This window comes from Pseudomonas sp. GV105, assembly GCF_003058185.1.
Lineage (GTDB): Bacteria > Pseudomonadota > Gammaproteobacteria > Pseudomonadales > Pseudomonadaceae > Aquipseudomonas > Aquipseudomonas veronii.
In genome coordinates this window covers 257,561-275,561 of sequence record NZ_QBUF01000002.1, presented here as the reverse complement: position 1 = coordinate 275,561, position 18,001 = coordinate 257,561, and the positions used below count along the sequence as shown (strand labels likewise).

16 protein-coding genes are annotated in these 18,001 nt (G+C 63.5%); 6 read left to right on the top strand and 10 right to left on the bottom strand.

Annotated elements, in window-relative coordinates; translation table 11 throughout:
• Window positions 1-2: 2 nt before the first annotated feature.
• Window positions 3-1,430 carry a transglycosylase SLT domain-containing protein gene (locus C8K66_RS04945; RefSeq protein WP_057003735.1) on the bottom strand — a complete coding sequence of 476 codons (1,428 nt, stop codon included), beginning with the start codon at window positions 1,428-1,430 and terminating at the stop codon, window positions 3-5.
• 236 nt (window positions 1,431-1,666) lie between these two features.
• On the opposite strand from C8K66_RS04945, the gene C8K66_RS04940 reads away from it, so the two are divergent.
• The 3 genes from C8K66_RS04940 (at window position 1,667) to C8K66_RS04930 (ending at window position 4,525) form a co-directional block, all read left to right on the top strand.
• Window positions 1,667-2,473 (top strand): TatD family hydrolase, encoded by an 807-nt coding sequence (locus C8K66_RS04940; RefSeq protein ID WP_046483457.1) that lies wholly within the window; start codon window positions 1,667-1,669, stop codon window positions 2,471-2,473.
• Window positions 2,474-2,571: 98 nt separating this feature from the next.
• Complete coding sequence (locus C8K66_RS04935) at window positions 2,572-4,053, top strand: methyl-accepting chemotaxis protein (protein ID WP_046483459.1); 1,482 nt, start codon at window positions 2,572-2,574, stop codon at window positions 4,051-4,053.
• Between the two features lie 109 nt (window positions 4,054-4,162).
• Window positions 4,163-4,525, top strand: coding sequence for an Mpo1-like protein (locus C8K66_RS04930; RefSeq protein WP_108524396.1), 363 nt, complete (start codon window positions 4,163-4,165; stop codon window positions 4,523-4,525).
• Window positions 4,526-4,528: 3 nt separating this feature from the next.
• Here the strand turns inward: C8K66_RS04930 and C8K66_RS04925 are convergent, their stop codons facing one another.
• From C8K66_RS04925 to C8K66_RS04915, 3 genes are all read right to left on the bottom strand, one after another.
• Complete coding sequence (locus C8K66_RS04925; RefSeq protein WP_108524395.1) at window positions 4,529-5,326, bottom strand: acyl-CoA thioesterase II; 798 nt, start codon at window positions 5,324-5,326, stop codon at window positions 4,529-4,531.
• Window positions 5,327-5,416: 90 nt separating this feature from the next.
• On the bottom strand, window positions 5,417-6,178 hold the full coding sequence (locus C8K66_RS04920) for a CHAD domain-containing protein (RefSeq protein WP_108524394.1): 762 nt from the start codon (window positions 6,176-6,178) through the stop codon (window positions 5,417-5,419).
• Between the two features lie 82 nt (window positions 6,179-6,260).
• On the bottom strand, window positions 6,261-6,539 hold the full coding sequence (locus tag C8K66_RS04915) for a hypothetical protein (RefSeq protein WP_017848818.1): 279 nt from the start codon (window positions 6,537-6,539) through the stop codon (window positions 6,261-6,263).
• Between the two features lie 217 nt (window positions 6,540-6,756).
• On the opposite strand from C8K66_RS04915, the gene C8K66_RS04910 reads away from it, so the two are divergent.
• Window positions 6,757-7,794, top strand: coding sequence for a patatin-like phospholipase family protein (locus tag C8K66_RS04910; protein ID WP_017848819.1), 1,038 nt, complete (start codon window positions 6,757-6,759; stop codon window positions 7,792-7,794).
• A gap of 146 nt (window positions 7,795-7,940) precedes the next feature.
• On the opposite strand, the gene C8K66_RS04905 is transcribed toward C8K66_RS04910, so the two are convergent.
• The 6 genes from C8K66_RS04905 to kdpF all read right to left on the bottom strand — a co-directional run bounded on the left by C8K66_RS04905 (window position 7,941) and on the right by kdpF (window position 15,901).
• Window positions 7,941-8,630 (bottom strand): response regulator, encoded by a 690-nt coding sequence (locus tag C8K66_RS04905; RefSeq protein ID WP_057003785.1) that lies wholly within the window; start codon window positions 8,628-8,630, stop codon window positions 7,941-7,943.
• A 37-nt stretch (window positions 8,631-8,667) separates the two neighbouring features.
• Window positions 8,668-11,319: a sensor histidine kinase KdpD gene (locus C8K66_RS04900; protein ID WP_057003736.1), complete on the bottom strand. Its 2,652-nt coding sequence runs from the start codon at window positions 11,317-11,319 to the stop codon at window positions 8,668-8,670.
• Between the two features lie 106 nt (window positions 11,320-11,425).
• Window positions 11,426-11,971: a potassium-transporting ATPase subunit KdpC gene (kdpC, locus tag C8K66_RS04895; protein WP_057003786.1), complete on the bottom strand. Its 546-nt coding sequence runs from the start codon at window positions 11,969-11,971 to the stop codon at window positions 11,426-11,428.
• Between the two features lie 67 nt (window positions 11,972-12,038).
• On the bottom strand, window positions 12,039-14,096 hold the full coding sequence (gene kdpB / locus C8K66_RS04890; RefSeq protein WP_177030661.1) for a potassium-transporting ATPase subunit KdpB: 2,058 nt from the start codon (window positions 14,094-14,096) through the stop codon (window positions 12,039-12,041).
• An 11-nt stretch (window positions 14,097-14,107) separates the two neighbouring features.
• Window positions 14,108-15,802 (bottom strand): potassium-transporting ATPase subunit KdpA, encoded by a 1,695-nt coding sequence (kdpA, locus tag C8K66_RS04885; RefSeq protein ID WP_057003737.1) that lies wholly within the window; start codon window positions 15,800-15,802, stop codon window positions 14,108-14,110.
• A gap of 9 nt (window positions 15,803-15,811) precedes the next feature.
• On the bottom strand, window positions 15,812-15,901 hold the full coding sequence (gene kdpF, locus C8K66_RS04880) for a K(+)-transporting ATPase subunit F (protein WP_003218754.1): 90 nt from the start codon (window positions 15,899-15,901) through the stop codon (window positions 15,812-15,814).
• Between the two features lie 412 nt (window positions 15,902-16,313).
• Here kdpF and eat point away from each other — a divergent pair, with 412 nt between their 5' ends.
• Both eat and C8K66_RS04870 read left to right on the top strand, forming a co-directional pair.
• A complete protein-coding gene (gene eat / locus C8K66_RS04875; protein WP_057003738.1) occupies window positions 16,314-17,678 on the top strand; it encodes an ethanolamine permease in 1,365 nt (454 codons plus the stop codon).
• A 109-nt stretch (window positions 17,679-17,787) separates the two neighbouring features.
• Window positions 17,788-17,955, top strand: coding sequence for a DUF2897 family protein (locus C8K66_RS04870; protein ID WP_079443146.1), 168 nt, complete (start codon window positions 17,788-17,790; stop codon window positions 17,953-17,955).
• Window positions 17,956-18,001: the final 46 nt, after the last annotated feature.

Sequence of the window (18,001 nt, the reverse complement as noted above, 5' to 3'; positions counted from 1 at the left end):
GATCACTTGCGCGAAGCGATTTTCGGCTCCAACGCCGACGGCTCCAGGGAGTCCCGCTCCCGATCAAACGCCAGGTAGTACTTGTTGACGCTATTCACATAGCTCACGCCGCTCATCCCCACCTGCTCCATGGCAATGCGCTCCACCTGGAAGAACCACTGATTGGGGTTCAACCCACGCCGCTTGGCTTCGGTACGCATGCCTTGCACGCGTTCCGGCCCCATGTTGTAGGCCGCCAGCACGAACGCCATGCGCTCACGCTCGTTGAGCTTGGGGCTGGCGAAAAACTTGCGGCGGATCATCGACAGATAACGTGCGCCCGCCTGCACGTTGCTGTCGAGATTTTCGATATTGTTCACGCCCACCCGCTGCGCCGCCGAAGGCGTGATCTGCATCAGGCCGGTGGGGCCACCGCTGCTGCGCGCGCTTGGGTCGAGGGCGGACTCCTTGAAGGCCAGCGCGGCGAGGTTCAACCAATCCATGCCTTGCTCGCGCGCATGTTTTTGCAGGATCGGGCGCAGTTTCTCCAGGCGCTGGCGGTCGATGCGGGCCAGCGGGTTGCGCACTTGGTAAAGGCGTCGATAAATGCGCTGAAACGCCACGTCCTGGTCGGACGGCGTGCGGTAGGTCTTGAGGAAGCGATCAATACTCGCCCGCAGCATCGCGGCGTCCTGCCGCACGAACCAATACTCTTCGCCCGGCTCATTGATCACCACCTGCTTGTCGAAGCGCAGCTTGGGCAGGATCTTCGACCAGCGTTCGGCGATGGGCTTCTCGACGATGGTCAGGTGAAAGATGCCGGCCTGGACCATCTCCAGCACGTCCTCCACCGCCAGGCTCGGGTCGACCCACTCCACCTTGATCGGCGGCTGCTTGTGCAGGGCCAGTTTCTGGTTGACCTGGTTGATCGCATCCGCCGCCGCGCTGCCGGTGGTCAGCGCCAATGTGCGCCCGGACAACTGCTCCAGCCGGGTGAACCGGCGCTCGCCCTTGACCCCCACCAGCCATAACGGCACGCCGCTGGCAATCGGGTCGCTCGCACTGATCTTGTGCGTGGCCTTCACTTCCAGCAATTCCCCGGGGGCTACCAGATCGCCTTCACCCCGCGCCAGCGCGCCGAGCAGTTGGTCCTTGGCCTTGGGGATGATCTTCAGATTGATTTCCTGGCCATCGCGGGCTTGGTCGTTGAGGTACTGCTCGAACGCACGCAGGCGATGGTATTCGACACCAATGGCCTGGCCCTGGATTTCGCCGGAACTGTTGCGGCTCTGGTTGACCAGTACGCGCAGGGTACGACTGGAGCGAATCTCGGCCAGGTCGCGCACCTTGCTCGGTTTGGTCACTTCCAGCGGCCCGTCCAGCCGCGCGACCGCCGCCATGGGCAGCGATAACGTCAGGCACAACATAAGCAACGCCGAGGGTCGGATCATCCGCTCTCCGGAAAGAATACTGGCCAGCACCTTCGCGAAAAACGAGGGGCTGGAGGTCAGAAACAGAGCGCTTTATGCGCTGACAAGGCACGCAACGGCGGCACCAGGGTAGGCGATAGACCCACCACAATGTCACTTGCGACGTTCAAAGACAGCTATAACTCGTTGTAGTTCTAGGTTTTTCTTATAAATCTACAGCTCTGATATGCTTTCCGGCCGCAGGCGGAGATAGCACCATGCAACTCATTGATATCGGCGTCAACCTGACAAACCCAAGTTTCGACGAGAAGCACCAGGCCGTTCTCGAGCGTGCGTATGCTGCCGGCGTGCAACAATTGGTGCTCACCGGCACCAGTGTCGACGGCAGCGAACAGGCCCTGCAATTGTGCGAAAAGCTGGATGAAAGCGGCCAGCGACTGTTCTGCACCGCTGGCATCCACCCCCACTCCGCCAGCGACTGGAACGGCGACAGCGCCCAACGCCTACGTGGTTTGCTCAACGACAGCCGCGTGCGCGCGGTGGGCGAATGCGGGCTGGATTTCAACCGCGACTTCTCACCGCGCCCGCAGCAGGAAAAAGTCCTCGAAGAACACCTGGCCCTGGCCGTCGAGCTGAAACTGCCGGTGTTTCTCCACGAACGCGACGCCAACCAGCGCCTGCTGGAGATCCTCAAGGATTACCGCGATCACTTGTCCGCCGCCGTGGTGCATTGTTTCACGGGCGAGCAGCAGGCGCTGTTCAGCTACCTCGACCTCGACTTGCACATCGGCATCACCGGCTGGATCTGCGACGAACGCCGTGGGACGCACCTGCATCCGCTGGTCAGAGAAATTCCTCGGGGCCGCCTGATGCTGGAAAGCGATGCGCCTTACCTGCTGCCGCGCACCCTACGGCCCAAACCGAAAAACGGCCGTAACGAACCGGCCTACCTGCCGGAGGTGCTGCGCGAAGTCGCCCTGCACCGCAACGAAAGCCTGGAAGACCTGGCCCAGCACAGCACCGCCTGCGCGCGTATTTTTTTTGGCCTACCCGCTGTGGTTTGATGTGGCGTATTGACCCATATCAAAGTGGTATTTTTTCAGTAGCGGCACAATAATGGCACCTTGCCAATGCTGTTTCCGCTATCAGAGAAAAACCTTCTATGGGTGCCTGGCTTAGCAATATCTCGCTGAAATACAAATTCTGGGCCGTCAACGCGGTCGCCTTTATCACCACGCTGCTGTTGGTGCTATACGCTGTGCATCTCGAACAGCAGTCGCGCAGCCAGGCGTCCCAGGCCTCGGCACAAGCCCAGGCGCGCGTGCTCAGCGCCTGGCCGGCCGACAAGGCGCTGCCCAAGGGCGAGGCGTGGCTGACGTTTGCCCGTGGCCAAGTCCCACAGTTGGCTGATCAAGATCTGTCAGACCTGAGCAGTGCCAGCGGCTGGGTCGAACTCAATCACCTGCCCTTATTCGGCGAAAACCCGTTGATGGGCGCTGAAGTGGTCGCCCGCGCCGACGGGCAACAGGTCGCCGTGCTCGCTTACGCGCCAAGCCTGAGCCAGGTGTTCAGTGAGCGCTTCGCCAACTACGCGGTGGCGGTGCTGATCCTGATGCTGGCGATGCTCTGCGCGTCGCAGTTGCTGATCCGCTTCCTGCTCAGCCAGCTCAACACCCTCAAGGACGTAATGCTGCACGTCGAGAAAACCGGCGACTTGTCGGCGCGCGTCCCGCTGGCCTGCAAAGATGAAGTCGGGCAGATGGCCAGCGCGTTCAATGCCATGCAAGCCGGCTACCAGCGAGTGGTCAACACCGTGGCCAGCACCGCCAAGCAACTGGATGAGGGCGCGGCGCGCCTGGCCAGCAGCATGAACGAGGTGCAGCACGGCATGCTCGGCCAGCAAAGCGAAACCGACCAGGCCGCCACCGCCATCAACGAGATGACGGCCACCGTCCACCACATCGCCCAGCACGCCGGCGCCACCCGCGATTTGTCCCAGACCGCCGACACCCTCGCCGGCAGCGGCCGCGAAGTGGTGGATCGGGTACAACGCTCAATCGCCGGGCTGTCCAGCGGCGTACAACAGACCGCCGAGATGATCCAGAAACTCGCCGAAGACAGCCAGAAAATCAACGGCGTGGTCAGCGTGATCCACAGCATCGCCGAACAGACCAACCTGCTCGCGCTCAACGCCGCCATCGAAGCCGCCCGCGCCGGGGAGATGGGCCGCGGTTTCGCCGTGGTCGCCGACGAAGTGCGCAACCTGGCCAAACGCGTGCAAACCTCCACCGACGAAATCACGCTCATGGTCTCGGCGCTGCAAGCCGGCACCCGCGATGCGGTGGACTTCATGCAAGAAAGCTCGTTCAAGGCCGATGACTGCGTGCAACAGGCCCAGGAAGCCGGCGCGGCACTGGCCGAAATCACCGGCGCCGTGGCGCAGATGCGCGAAAGCAACACCCAGATCGCCGTCGCCGCCGAACAGCAGAGCCATGTCGCCGAAGAGATGAACCGCGCCGTGGTGAGTATTCGTGATGTGACCGAGAACACCGTGCAGCAGACCGTGGATTCGGCCACCACCAGCAATCAGCTCGCCACATTGGCCGGGGAGTTGAGCAAGGCGATTGGCCAGTTGAAGCTATAAGCAATACAAGGCGAGGCTATGGCCCCCATAGCCAGCCTTGATTCGCCGCGCCAGCCGACCCGACCTAAACTCTGTTCAAGTTGTTTCAACGGACAGAGGATTCATCATCATGGGCAAACGTCATCCCAATCTCCCCGCCTGGCAATGGCGTCAGTACCCGCAAAACCACCAGCACCCGACCAACCTGGCGTTGCACATGATCGCGGTGCCGCTGTTTATCATCGGGTTTCTGTTGGTCGTTTCCGGGGTGTTCAGCCTGAGCCTGGCCAGTTTGGCCGTGGGCGTTGTCGGCATCCTCGCCGGCCTTGCCTTGCAGCGGCATGGCCACAGCCTGGAAGCCCAGGCCGGTGAACCGTTCAGCAACCGCAAAGACGCGGTCCAACGCCTGTTGGTCGAGCAGTTCGTGAGCTTCCCGCGCTTTGTGCTCAGCGGTGGCTGGTGGCGCGCCTGGCGTCAGCGCCACCGGCACTGAAGGTCAGGCGAAGACCACCACGGTCTGGCGGCTGATGGCGATCAACTCTCCGCTCGGGCTCCACAGCGCCGCAGCGGCATGGCCGTAGCCGTCACGGGCGTGTTCGATGTTGACGTAGTACTGGCACCAGTCAAGTGTGGTGAGGTCTTGCAGCGGCTGGATAAACTCGATGGTCCAGGTCAGGGTACTGCCCGGCGCGGGCTTGCGCAGGTGCGGCAGCAACGCCGGCGGCCAGGCATCCACCAGGGCGAGGATGTGCGACTCGGTCAGCGGCTCTTCCTTCACATCGCCGCGCAAGCGCACCCAACCGCCCATGTCGCGGGAGGTATTGCCGGTAAACGGCAGGCCGCCGACACTCCAGCGCATCGCCAGGTGCCGCATGAATTCCGGGGTGACGCCCTGGATATACGGCAGCTCCTGGCATTCATCCCAATGCTTGAAGGTCGGCGGCGGCTCGCTCGCCACCACGACTTGCGACTCACGGGACGCGCCGAAACTGGCCTGGACCAGCGTCGCCACTTCACCGTTCTGCATCACCCGGCCAAGCAATTGGCTGACCGCCTTGCCTTCGCGCAGCACTTCGACGTGATAACTGGCGGGCACATCCGCGGCGACCGGGCCGACAAAAGTGATTGCCAACGAGCGTAACGGCCGGTCGGCAGGGACCTGGGCGCGTAGCGCTTCATATTGCAAAGCGGCCACCAGGCCACCAAAGGTCGCGCGACCCTGCGCCCATTCGGCGGGGATGGTGACCTCCAGCGGGTGGTTACGGGCGGCGTCGAGCAAATCACTGAAGCGCATGGCGACCTCACATCAAAAAGACTGGAGCAGCGATCTTAACCAGCGCAACCACCAGGTACAGCGCCTATTCCGGCCAAAAACCGGACCGGCTCAGAAACAATCCGCGCAGAGTTTGTCCAGCACCCGATCCGCCTCGCCTTCGGCCTGGGCCATGGTGCGACGCCAAATCGTCACACAGGGCTGCAGATCGGCTTGATGCTCGGCCTGGAGCAGCCACTGCCAGCAATCATGCCAATCGCCCAGGGCGCCTTGGGCTTGCTTGAGGCGCGACATCGCCTTGACCGGCAGCTTGTCCAGCTCGGGGTAGGCTTCGGCGGCGTAGCGCACGCGCTTGATCAACAAGCGCAGACGGTGGCGATCGTGGCTGGGGTCCTGCAGGGCGTCATCGAGGTTGTGCCATTGCTTGGCCAGGCGTTTCTCGATACGCGTGCGCAGGCCCCTGAGCAGTTTCTGGTGTTGCGAGGCACGGATAAACCGCGGGAATGCATCGAGGATCTGCAGCAGGTGCGCCAGCTCCGGGCCCTCGGCGACGTGGCGATAGGCCTCGGGTTGCAGGCGCAGACGATGGTCGGCGGCGGCATGGTGACCGTGCTGGTGCAGATGCGCGGCCAGCACTTCACGATCGCGCAACGGGGTGGTCAATTGGCCGACGGTGCTGGCGGCCAGTTCGAGTTGTTCGACCCCCGGCAAGCCGCGCAAGGGTCGCAACAGGCTACGCAGGCGCCGCACGGTGGTGCGTAAATCATGCAGGGCTTCATCGTCGGTGACGGCGGCGAGCCGAGCCTGGCAGCTCAGTAACCCTACTTCCAGGCCGATGACCTGAGCGACTAACTGATCTACCAAGGCTGACATGTTTTCCTCCACTGACGACGAATAATCCCTGCATCACTCAAACCGCTGACGCAGCCTGGTTGCACTCGACAGCTGCGACGAATCAGCGGCCGGCGCGCGACTCACGAATATAGAAACGCGCCTTCTCGGCCTTGTTGGCGCAGCCTTCGAACGCTTCGAATTGCTGCTGGGTCTTGGCGCCGGTCAGCAGGGACAAGGCCTTGGAGTAACTCACGGTGCCGGCAAAGCCTTCGGCCTTGGCCAGGTCCAGCTCTTTCCACGCGGCGTCCAATTGGCTGCCGCAGCTGTCGCGATAGGCAGTTTTCCCGGCGCAACCGGCCAGGGCCAACATGATCACAGGCACACACATCCAGGCTTTCATCGATGACACCTCAAAATAAAGAAAAACGGTCGTACCGTGTAGACGTTGCCTACAAAGAAAAGTGCCTTGTCCGCCACCCGAAATCAAAAGCGCCGATTGCCAGAGCATACCCGAGCCTAGCCGCTATTCTGGAAAAATATTGCGCGGTGGCGCGAAGATTGAAGCCGCCCCCGTATTGGGTGCATTGTGGGCGCCTGCTTAACGAAGGACATCGACCATGAAGAAGCGTGTTGCCTTGGTGCTGGGCTCCGGTGGGGCCAGGGGCTATGCCCATATCGGTGTGATCGAGGAAATCGAACGGCGCGGCTACGACATCGCCTGTATCGCCGGCTGCTCCATGGGCGCGGTGGTGGGCGGAATCTATGCTGCCGGCAAACTCGACGAGTATCGCAACTGGATCGAAAGCCTGGATTACCTCGACGTACTGCGCCTGGTCGATGTGAGCTTCCGCCTGGGAGCGATTCGCGGCGAGAAGGTCTTCGGGCAGATCCGCAAGATCGTCGGCGAGATCAATATCGAAGAGCTGCGCATCCCCTACACCGCCGTGGCCACCGACCTCACCAACCAGCAGGAAATCTGGTTCCAGGAAGGTTGCCTGCACCAGGCCATGCGCGCATCGGCGGCGATTCCGAGCCTGTTCACCCCGGTGATGCAGGGCAACCGCATGCTGGTGGACGGCGGCCTGCTCAACCCGCTGCCGATCGTGCCGGTGGTGTCGAGCCATTGCGACTTGATCATTGCGGTCAACCTCAACGCGACCAACCAGAAACACTACCACTTGCCGGTGATCCAGCGGCCGCCGGCATTCAAGAGCCGCTTCAACAGCCTGGCGAAGTCGCTGGGTTCGCACTTGCCGTTTCGCCGCAAGCAGGCCGAGCAGTTGATGAAGCTCGAACAGGAAGCCTTGCAGGCCCAAGCGGCCGAGATCAACCCGTGGCTGGAGTCGGCCGAACCGGAATCCCAGCAGCCCGCCGCCGCCCCGGAAAAAGCCGGGGCGCCGAAGTCGGCGACCGGTTCGTTCATCATCGACAACGTCGGCCCGGCATCATTGCTGGACCTGATCAACCAGAGCTTCGAGGTGATGCAGACATCGCTGGCGCAATACAAGATCGCCGGCTACCCGCCGGATGTGCTGATCAACGTGCCGAAGCGGGTGTGCCGGTTTTTCGAGTTCTACAAGGCGCCGGAACTGATCGCCTTGGGGCGCGAGATCGCCAGTGATACGTTGGATCGGTATGAGAGTGAGCAGCACTGAGATTGGCGGTGTGGCTGGGGGCCTCATCGGGGGCAAGTCGAATCGTCGCACCGCCCCTCCCACATTTTGATTTGTGAACGCCTTCAACCTGTGGGAGGGGGCTTGCCCCCGATGAGGCCCTGACAGCCAACGAAAATCCACCAGGCCTAAGCCCCCAGCAACCGATACCCCACCCCCGCCTCGGTCACGATAAACCGCGGCTGAGTCGGATCATCCGCCAGCTTCTGGCGCAGGTGGCCCACCACGATGCGCAGGTAGTGGCTGTCCTCGGTATGGGTCGGCCCCCAGATGTCCTTGAGCAGTTGTTGCTGGGTAATCACCCGCCCCGGATGTCGCGCCAGTTGCGCCAGCACCGCGTATTCCTTGCGGGTCAGCGCCACTTCGGCGCCGTCCAGCAATACGCGGCGGAAGGCCAGGTCCACCGTCAGCGGGCCAAAACACAACGCCGCTTCCTGGGCTTCACCCGCTGGGGCCTGGCGCAACAAGGCGCGCACGCGGGCCAGAAACTCCTGGATGCCAAAGGGTTTGGTGACGTAATCGTTCGCGCCCCCATCCAGCGCCTCGACCTTTTGCACTTCGCCGGCGCGCACCGACAACACCAGCACCGGCACCGTCGACCACTCACGAAACTCGCGCAGCACCTGCTGGCCGTCCATGTCCGGCAAGCCGAGGTCGAGTACCAGCAAATCCGGCTTGCTCAAGGCGGCCTGGGCCAGGCCCTCGTTGCCAGTGCCGGCCTCGATCACTTTGTAGCCCTGGGAGGCCAGGCTGATGCGCAGGAATTTGCGGATCTGCGGTTCGTCGTCAATGACCAAAATCGTCGCGGTCTGGCTCATGGTGTCCAATCAAAATCCATTGAAAAAAGAGAGTAGCTCACGCCTCGCGTTCCAGGCCAGGCTGTGCGGGTAAAGGCAGGAACAGCGTGATGCAGGTACCCCGCCCGCCAATCCCATCGGCGACGCTGATATGCCCGCCATGGGCGCCGACCATGCCCTGGCAGATCGCCAGGCCCAGACCGGTGCCCTGCCCGCCGCGATCGCCACGGGCAGCGGTGTAGAACATATCGAAAATCTTCGCGCGCTCGTCTTCGGGAATCCCGGGGCCCTCATCCGCCACGGCGAAGAATAGCTGGTTATCCGACACCCCGGCGCTGACGTGCAAATGGCCCTGGGCCGGCGAGAATCGAGCGGCGTTTTCCAGCACGTTGACCAGCGCCTGCTCGATCAACGCGGCATGCACATACAGCAACGGCAATTCAGACGGCACATCGATCCTCACCTGCAACGGCGCCAGCACCGCGCGCAAACGGCCGAGGGCGCTGCCGACGATATCACCGGGCGAGACCCAATCGCGCGCCAGCTTCAACGCGCCGTGGCCCAGGCGGGTCATGTCCAACAGGTTCTGGATATAGCGGTCGAGGCGCTCAGCTTCATCGCGGGTGCCTTCGAGCAACTCGCGGCGATCCTCCAGCGGGATGGCTTCGCCGAGTGCCAGCAGGCTGTCGATACTGCCGCGCATGGACGTCAACGGCGTGCGTAAATCGTGGGACACCGAGGCGAGCAAGGCACTGCGCAGTTGCTCGGTCTCGCCGTGCAGGCGCGCGGATTCCAGCTCCTGCGCCAATTGCGCGCGGGCCAACGCCTGGGCCAGCGGCTGGCTCAAGGCGATCAGCAAGCGACGCCGCTGGCCGCTCAGTTCCATACCGGGTTTTGCACTGACACCGAGCAACCCCAGCGGGCCCTCTTCGCTCGACAGCGGCCACCACCACCATCCCCCGAACGGCAACGTGCCGGTGCCCTTGCCCGCCGGCTGATCATGCTGCCAGGCCCAGTCGGCGGCGGCGCGTTCGGCTTCGGTGAAGGTCAGCGGCCCGCCGGTCTCGACTTTCCAGCCGCCCTGGCCGTCGCGGTTGACCAGGCACAGATCCAGGTCGCTCCAGCCTTCCAGGTGATGCGCCGCCGCGCTGATCACCGCCTGGCGATCGGTGGCGGCGGTGAGTTTGCGCGACAGGTCGAGCAGTTCGCTGGTTTCTTCCTGGGTATCGCGCAACGCCTGCAACTGCCGGCGCTGGCGCGCCGCGAGGTTGCCGGTCAGCGCCGCCATCAGCAGGAAGAACAACAGAGTCAGCACGTCTTCTTCACGCTGGATGGCGAAGGAGAATTTCGGCGGAATAAACAGGAAGTCATACGTCAGGAACGACAGCGCCGCGCACATCAGGGACGGCCCCAGGCTGCTGCGCACCGCCACCAGCAATACCGCCGCGAGAAACACCAGCGAGATATTCGGCAACGGCAACACACTGGCGACCGCCCAGGCCAGGGCCGCCGCGATCACCGTCGCGACCACCGCCAGCGCATAGTCGAACCACACCAGCCCGCGCACATCCGGCAGGCGCGGCGGTGCAGGTACGTCGTCGCTGTCGAGGATGTTGATTTCCAGACCGCGCGCATTGCGCATCAGGCGCTCGGCCACGCCACCGCCGAACAGCCGACGTCGCCAGTTCATCCGCGACTGCCCGACCAGCACCAGGCTGGCGCGGCGCTCGGCGGCATGCTGGATCAGCGTCTTGGTCACCTCACCCGCACGCAGCAGCACCACGTCACCGCCGAGGCGTTCGGCCAGTTGCTGGGCATTTTGCAGACGCAGGCGTGCTTGCTCATCGCGTGCGCGGCCGTTATCGATATGCACCAGGGTCCAGGGCAGATGGCGACGCTGCGCCACGCGGCTGGCATGGCGCACCAGGCGTTCGGCTTGTGCATCGCCGTCGACGCCGACCAGCAAGCGCCCACGCACGGCCGGCGCGGCCTGGCCGAGTTGGCGGTAACCCTGGGCCAGGTCGTCGTCGACGTGAGCGGCGGCGGTTTGCATCGCCAGCTCGCGCAGGGCCATCAGGTTGGTCTGGGTGAAAAACGCGTCGATGGCCGCGCGGGCCTGTTCCGGCACATACACCTTGCCGTCGCGCAGGCGCTCCAGCAACTCGCGGGACGGCAGGTCGATCAGCAGCAGCTCATCGGCCTCCTGCAAGACCCAATCGGGCAGGGTTTCGCGCACCTGCACGCCGGTAATGCCACGCACCTGATCGTTGAGGCTTTCCAGGTGCTGGACGTTGACCGTGGTGAACACGTTGATGCCGGCGGCGAGCAGTTCCTGAATATCCTGCCAGCGCTTTTCATGGCGGCTGCCGGGCGCGTTGCTGTGGGCCAGTTCGTCCACCAGCACCAGTTGCGGCTTGGCGGCGAGCAGGCCGTCCAGGTCCATTTCCTCGAGCATCACGCCCCGGTATTCACTGCGCAGCAACGGTTGCTGCGGCAGGCCGCTGAGCAACGCTTCGGTCTCGGCGCGGCCGTGGGTTTCGACCACGCCAGCGAGCAACCTGACGCCCTGGCGCAACTGCGTGTGGGCGGCCTGGAGCATGGCGTAGGTCTTGCCCACACCCGGCGCGGCGCCCAGGAAGACTTTGAGCCGGCCACGGCCGTCCCGGGGCAGATCGGCTAACAGGGCATCGGCGCGGCCGGAGTCGCTCATGCGCGGGGGTTCCTTCAGGGGTTTATAGGGTGTCTTTCAGGGCGCTATCGCGGGCAAGCCCTCTCTCACATTTGGAACGCATTGCCCGCGATAGCGGCGCTCCTGTTTACAATTTTTCCAGGGCCATGTTCAGCGCCAGCACATTCACCACCGGCGGGCCCACCAGTGGGCTTTCGATGTGTTCATCCAGCAAGCGTTGCAGGGTGGCCACCGGCATGTTCCGCGCGGCGGCTACCCGCGCCAGTTGATAGGCAATCGCCTGCGGAGGCAAGTGTGGATCAAGACCGCTGCCGGAGGTAGTCAGCGAGGCTAACGGCACCGGCCCTTGCGCGGGCACGAACTGTTTATTCGCGTCATCGAACACGCGCGTGGCCAGTGCCGGGTTGCTTGGCCCCAGGTTGCTCGCGCTGCTGGACACGGTCGCGAACGCGCCTGCCGAAGGACGCGGGTGGAACCAGCTGTCGCCGGTAAAGTCCTGAGCGATCAGGCTGGAGCCGCGCACCTTGCCGCTGGCGTCGCGCACCAGGCTGCCGTTGGCCTGGTCCGGGAAGGCAACCTGGGCGACGCCGGTCACCACCAACGGGTAGGCGACGCCGGTGATCAGGGTCATGAGGACCAGCAGGCTCAGGGCCGGGCGGATGATATTGGACATTTCAAATTCCTCGATTCGGTCAGTGCAACCTGTGGCCACCGCTTTGCCGGTGCCCACAGGCATCGGGTCAAACCAGGTGCAGCGCGGTCAGCAACATGTCGATCGCCTTGATGCCCACGAACGGCACCACAATCCCGCCCAGGCCGTAGATCAACAGGTTGCGCCGCAGCAACGCCGCCGCGCTCGCCGCCTGCACCCGCACACCGCGCAGCGCCAGGGGAATCAGCACGACGATGATCAGCGCGTTGAACACGATGGCCGAGAGGATCGCGCTCTGCGGGCTCTGCAGGTGCATCACGTTGAGCACGCCCAGTTGCGGGTAGATCGAGGCGAACAGCGCCGGCAGGATCGCGAAGTACTTGGCCACGTCGTTAGCGATGGAAAAGGTGGTCAGCGCGCCGCGGGTCACCAGCAATTCCTTGCCGATCTGCACCACGTCCAGCAGCTTGGTCGGGTCGCTGTCGAGGTCGACCATGTTGGCCGCTTCGCGGGCAGCCTGGGTGCCGTCGTTCATCGCCATGCCGACGTCCGCCTGGGCCAGCGCCGGGGCGTCGTTGGCGCCGTCGCCGCACATCGCCACCAGTCGGCCGTCGTTCTGTTCGTGGCGGATCCGTGCGAGTTTTTTCTCCGGGGTAGCTTCGGCCAACACGTCGTCCACGCCGGCTTCCGCGGCAATCGCGGCCGCTGTCAGCGGGTTGTCGCCGGTGACCATCACGGTGCGGATCCCCAGCTTGCGCAGCTCGGCAAACCGTTCGCGGATGCCGGGCTTGACCACGTCCTTCAGATGGATCGCACCGAGCAACTTGCCATCGGCGCACACCAGCAACGGCGTGCCACCACTCTGGGCGATCTTGTCGACTTCCCGCGACAGGGCCGGTTGCAGGTCGCCGCGAGGCTGACCGATAAACGCCAGCAGCGAGTCCACGGCGCCTTTGCGGAACACGCGGCCCTGATAGTCGACGCCGGACAAACGGGTTTCGGCGGTGAACGGCACAGCAGTCAGTTCCGCCAGGGACGGCTCGGCCTGTGGGTGCAGGGCACGCAGGTATTCAACGATGGATTTACCTTCTGCCGTGTCATCCGCCAGGGACGCCAGCAGCGCGCCCTCGGCCAGTTCCCGGCCGCTCACGCCCGGCGCCGCCACCACTGCCGCGCAGCGACGGTTGCCAAAGGTGATGGTGCCGGTCTTGTCCAGCAACAACACATGCACGTCCCCCGCCGCTTCCACGGCGCGACCGGACTTGGCGATCACGTTGAGGCGCACCAGGCGGTCCATACCGGCGATACCGATGGCCGAGAGCAAGCCGCCGATGGTGGTCGGAATCAGCGTCACCAGCAGGGCGACCAGGAACACCAGGGGCAAGCTGCCATTGGCGAAGTGGGCGAACGGCTGCAGGGTCACGACCACCAGCAGGAAGATCAGGGTCAGGCCGATCAGCAGGATATCCAGCGCCACTTCGTTGGGGGTTTTCTGGCGTTTGGCGCCTTCCACCAGCGCGATCATGCGGTCCAGCGTGGACTCGCCGGGGTTGGCGGTGATGCGGATCAGCAGCCAGTCCGAGACCAGGCGCGTGTTGCCGGTGACGGCCGAGCGATCGCCGCCGGATTCGCGGATCACCGGTGCGGATTCGCCGGTGATCGCCGCTTCGTTGACCGCGGCGATGCCTTCGATGACCTCGCCGTCGCCGGGGATCATTTCCCCGGCGGCGACGCGCACCACATCACCTTTGCGCAGGCCGGTGGCGGGCACGACCTTGAAGCTGCCATCGGCCTCCTTGCGCCGAGCGCTGAGGCCTTCGCTGCCGGCCTTGAGGCTGTCGGCGCGGGCCTTGCCACGCCCTTCGGCCAAGGCTTCGGCGAAGTTGGCGAACAGCACGGTGAACCACAGCCACACGGCGATTTGCGCGGCGACGAAGGTCGGCACGGCGGTGTCGGGCACCAGGCACAGCACGGTGGTGAGAATGGCGGTCAGTTCGACCACCAGCATCACCGGCGAGCGTTGCAGTTGCCGTGGGTCGAGCTTGACGAACGCCTGGACCAGCGCCGGGCGCCACAGCGCGGAGATCGCGGTTTTGGCGGGTTCGTGGGTTTTGACCGGGCTCGCGTTTTTTGCAGGCATATTCATTTTCATATCCTTCAGAAGCCCATGCTCAGGTGTTCAGCAATAGGGCCCAGTGCCAGTGTCGGCAGGAAGGTCAGGCCGCCCACCAGCAAAATGGTCACGGTCAACAGGGTCACGAACAGCGGACCATGGGTGGGGAAGCTGTTCTGGCCAATCGGTGCGGTCTTCTTCATCGCCAGGCTGCCGGCCAGGGCCAGTACCGGGAGGATGTAGCCGAAGCGACCGATCAACATGCCCAGGCCCAGCATCAAGTTGTGGAACGGCGTGTTGGCACTGAAGCCGCCGAACGCCGAACCGTTGTTGGCACTGGCCGAGGTGTAGGCATAGAGCAACTGGCTGAACCCGTGGGGGCCAGGGTTGCTGATCGCACCGGCCGGGCCGGGCAGGCTGGAAGCTATGGCACCGAGCACCAGCACGCCGATCGGCATCACCATCAGGGTCACGACCAGCAATTGCACTTCCTTGGCCTGCAGCTTCTTGCCCAGGTATTCCGGAGTGCGGCCGATCATCAGGCCGGCGAGGAACACCGCGATCAGCACGTTGAGCAACATGCCGTACATACCGGCGCCGACGCCGCCGAAGATCACTTCGCCAACCATCATGTTGACCAGTGCCACCATCCCGCTGAGGGGGCTGAGGCTGTCGTGCATGCCGTTGACCGAACCGTTGGACGCCGCGGTGGTGGTCACCGACCACAACACGGTACCAGTGGTGCCGAAGCGCGCTTCTTTACCTTCCAGCGGCGCGGTCTGCTCAACCGCCGGGTTGTTCAAGGTCGGGTTGGGCTGGTACTCGGCCCACAGCGAGGTTGCACCGCCGATCAGGAACAGGGCCAGCATGCAAGCGAGGATCGCCCGGCTCTGACGCAGATCCTTCACGTAATGGCCGAAGGTAAACACCAGCGCCACCGGGATCAGGATGATCGCCGACAACTCGAACAGGTTGGCCCAGGCCGTCGGGTTTTCAAACGGATGCGCCGAGTTCACGCCAAAGAAACCGCCGCCGTTGGTGCCCAGTTGCTTGATCGCAATCTGGCTGGCCGCCGGGCCCAAAGGGATCACCTGGTCGACACCCTGCAGGGTCACGGCATCAACATAATGCGCGAAGGTTTGCGGCACGCCCTGCCACACCAGGAACAACGCCATCACCAGGCACAACGGCAACAGGCCGTAGAGCGTGGCGCGGGTCATGTCGACCCAGAAGTTGCCCAGGGTCTGGGTGGATTTGCGACCGATCCCACGGCACAGCGCGACCAGGACTGCCAGACCGGTGGCCGCACTGACGAAGTTCTGCACGGTGAGGCCGGCCATCTGGCTGAGGTAGCTGAGGGACGCTTCACCGCTGTAGGACTGCCAGTTGGTGTTGGTCATGAAGCTGACCGCGGTGTTGAAGGCCAGGGTCCATTCCTGGCCCGGCAATTTCTGCGGGTTCAGTGGGAGGTAGTCCTGGAACAACAGGATCGAGAACAGCAACACAAACCCGGCGAGGTTGAACGCCAGCAACGCCAACATGTATTTCTGCCAGCTCTGTTCCTGTTGCGCGTCCACGCCCGAGAGGCGATAGCACGCGCGCTCCACGGGCCCGAGCAGCGGCGTGAGCCAAGTGCGCCGGCCTTCCATCACGTTGTAATAGAACCGCCCCAGGAACGGGGCCGGCACCAATACCACGGCGAAGAAGGCGATGATCAGCCAATAGTCATAACTGTGCATAGCCTGCTCCTAGTTCCGATCCGCGCGTAACAGCGCAACCAGCAGATAAATGAACAGCGCCACGGCCAATAGCAGTGACACCCCGTCCAGAACGCTCATGGAAGTCTCTCCGTTTTGCGGCGAGTGCCGCGTGTGGGGCAATTGTCGGCAGGAGTGGTGTAAAGGAACGAGAGCGAGGGGCTGGGTGAGGCGTAAAGATGGCGTAAAGAGTGGGTTTATGCGGGGTTTACACCGGGGGTTTCGGTGCCTGGGCGGGCGCTATCGGGAGCAAGCGCCCTCCCACAGGTTGATCGGCGCTCGGCATGACAACTCGGTCAAGTGTGGGAGGGAGCTTGCTCCCGATAGCACCGGCACAGTCACCGCCGCACTTATCTGGTGCAGCAACAGGAAAATTCAAACGCCAAACCATCCCCCAAACGACAGTAGCGCAGCTTTACGACAATGATTCTCAGGCTGGCATGGCCGCTGCAACACCTTGAATCATTCCAACCGGTTCAGGGAGCGCAATACGATGAACACACAACTCAAACCCACCTTGGGCACCCTGCATTTGTGGGGCATCGCGGTCGGGCTGGTGATTTCCGGGGAATACTTCGGCTGGAGCTATGGCTGGGGCGTAGCCGGGACCTTGGGCTTCCTGGTGACCTCGTTGATGGTCGCCGCGATGTACACCTGCTTTATCTTCAGTTTCACCGAACTGACCACCGCCATTCCCCACGCAGGTGGGCCCTTTGCCTACAGCCGCCGCGCGTTTGGTGAGAAAGGCGGCCTGATCGCCGGCCTGGCGACCCTGATCGAATTCGTGTTCGCCCCACCCGCCATCGCCTTGGCCATCGGTGCGTATCTGAATGTGCAGTTTCCCGCACTCGATCCGAAACACGCCGCCGTCGGCGCCTACATCGTGTTCATGGGCCTGAACATCCTCGGCGTGAAACTCGCCGCCACCTTCGAACTGGTGGTGTGCGTACTCGCCGTCGCCGAACTGCTGGTGTTCATGGGCGTGGTCGCCCCCGCGTTCAGCTTCAGCAACTTCGCCCTTAATGGCTGGGCCGGCTCCGACACCTTCGGGGCCCCGGCGATTGCCGGAATGTTCGCGGCGATCCCCTTCGCGATCTGGTTCTTCCTCGCCATCGAAGGCGCGGCCATGGCGGCCGAGGAAGCGAAAGATCCCAAGCGCACCATTCCGAAAGCCTACATCAGCGGCATCCTGACCCTGGTGATCCTGGCCATGGGCGTGATGTTCTTCGCCGGCGGCGTGGGCGACTGGCGCACCCTGTCGAACATCAACGACCCGCTGCCCCAGGCGATGAAAACCGTAGTAGGCGAAAGCTCCGGCTGGCTGCACATGCTGGTGTGGATCGGCCTGTTCGGTTTGGTGGCGAGCTTCCACGGCATCATCCTTGGCTACTCGCGCCAATTCTTCGCCCTGGCTCGGGCCGGCTACCTGCCGCCGTTCCTGGCCAAGCTGTCGCGTTTTCATACACCGCACCGGGCAATCATCGCTGGCGGCGTGGTCGGTATTGCCGCCATCTACAGCGACGGTTTGATCAACCTGGGCGGCATGACCCTGACTGCTGCAATGATCACCATGGCCGTATTCGGCGCCATCGTGATGTACATCATGAGCATGCTCAGCCTGTTCAAACTGCGTAAGACCGAACCGCTGCTGGAACGCACCTTCCGCGCTCCGGGCTACCCGATCGTGCCGGGCATCGCGCTGGTGCTGGCGGTGGTGTGCCTGGTGGCCATGGCCTGGTTCAACGCGCTGATCGGCATGATCTTCCTCGGCTTCATGCTGGTCGGCTTCATCTACTTCCAGATGACCGCGCACGACCGCGCCGCGGCACCGGCAGATGCAATGTTGACCGGGCTCTAAGGTTTTGAGGCGGAACAGGCCTACACTGAACTACTCAGAAAGCCTGTAACTCAAAGCAGTTATTACCGTGGGAAAACCTCCCACGGCAATCTGCCTCAAGGAGAGCGTTATGCCGTGGTATGCATGGTTGATTATGGTGGTTGCGATCGGGTCGATCGTCGGCGGGCTGCTGATGCTGCGTGACAGCGCCAACAAAGTGGAACTCACCGACGAACAACGCAAACGCGTGGCCGAGCGCAATGCGCAGGCGGATGCCAAGGATGGGCAGGACCGCTGATCCCATGTGGCGAGGGAGCTTGCTCCCGTCGGGCTGCAAAGCAGCC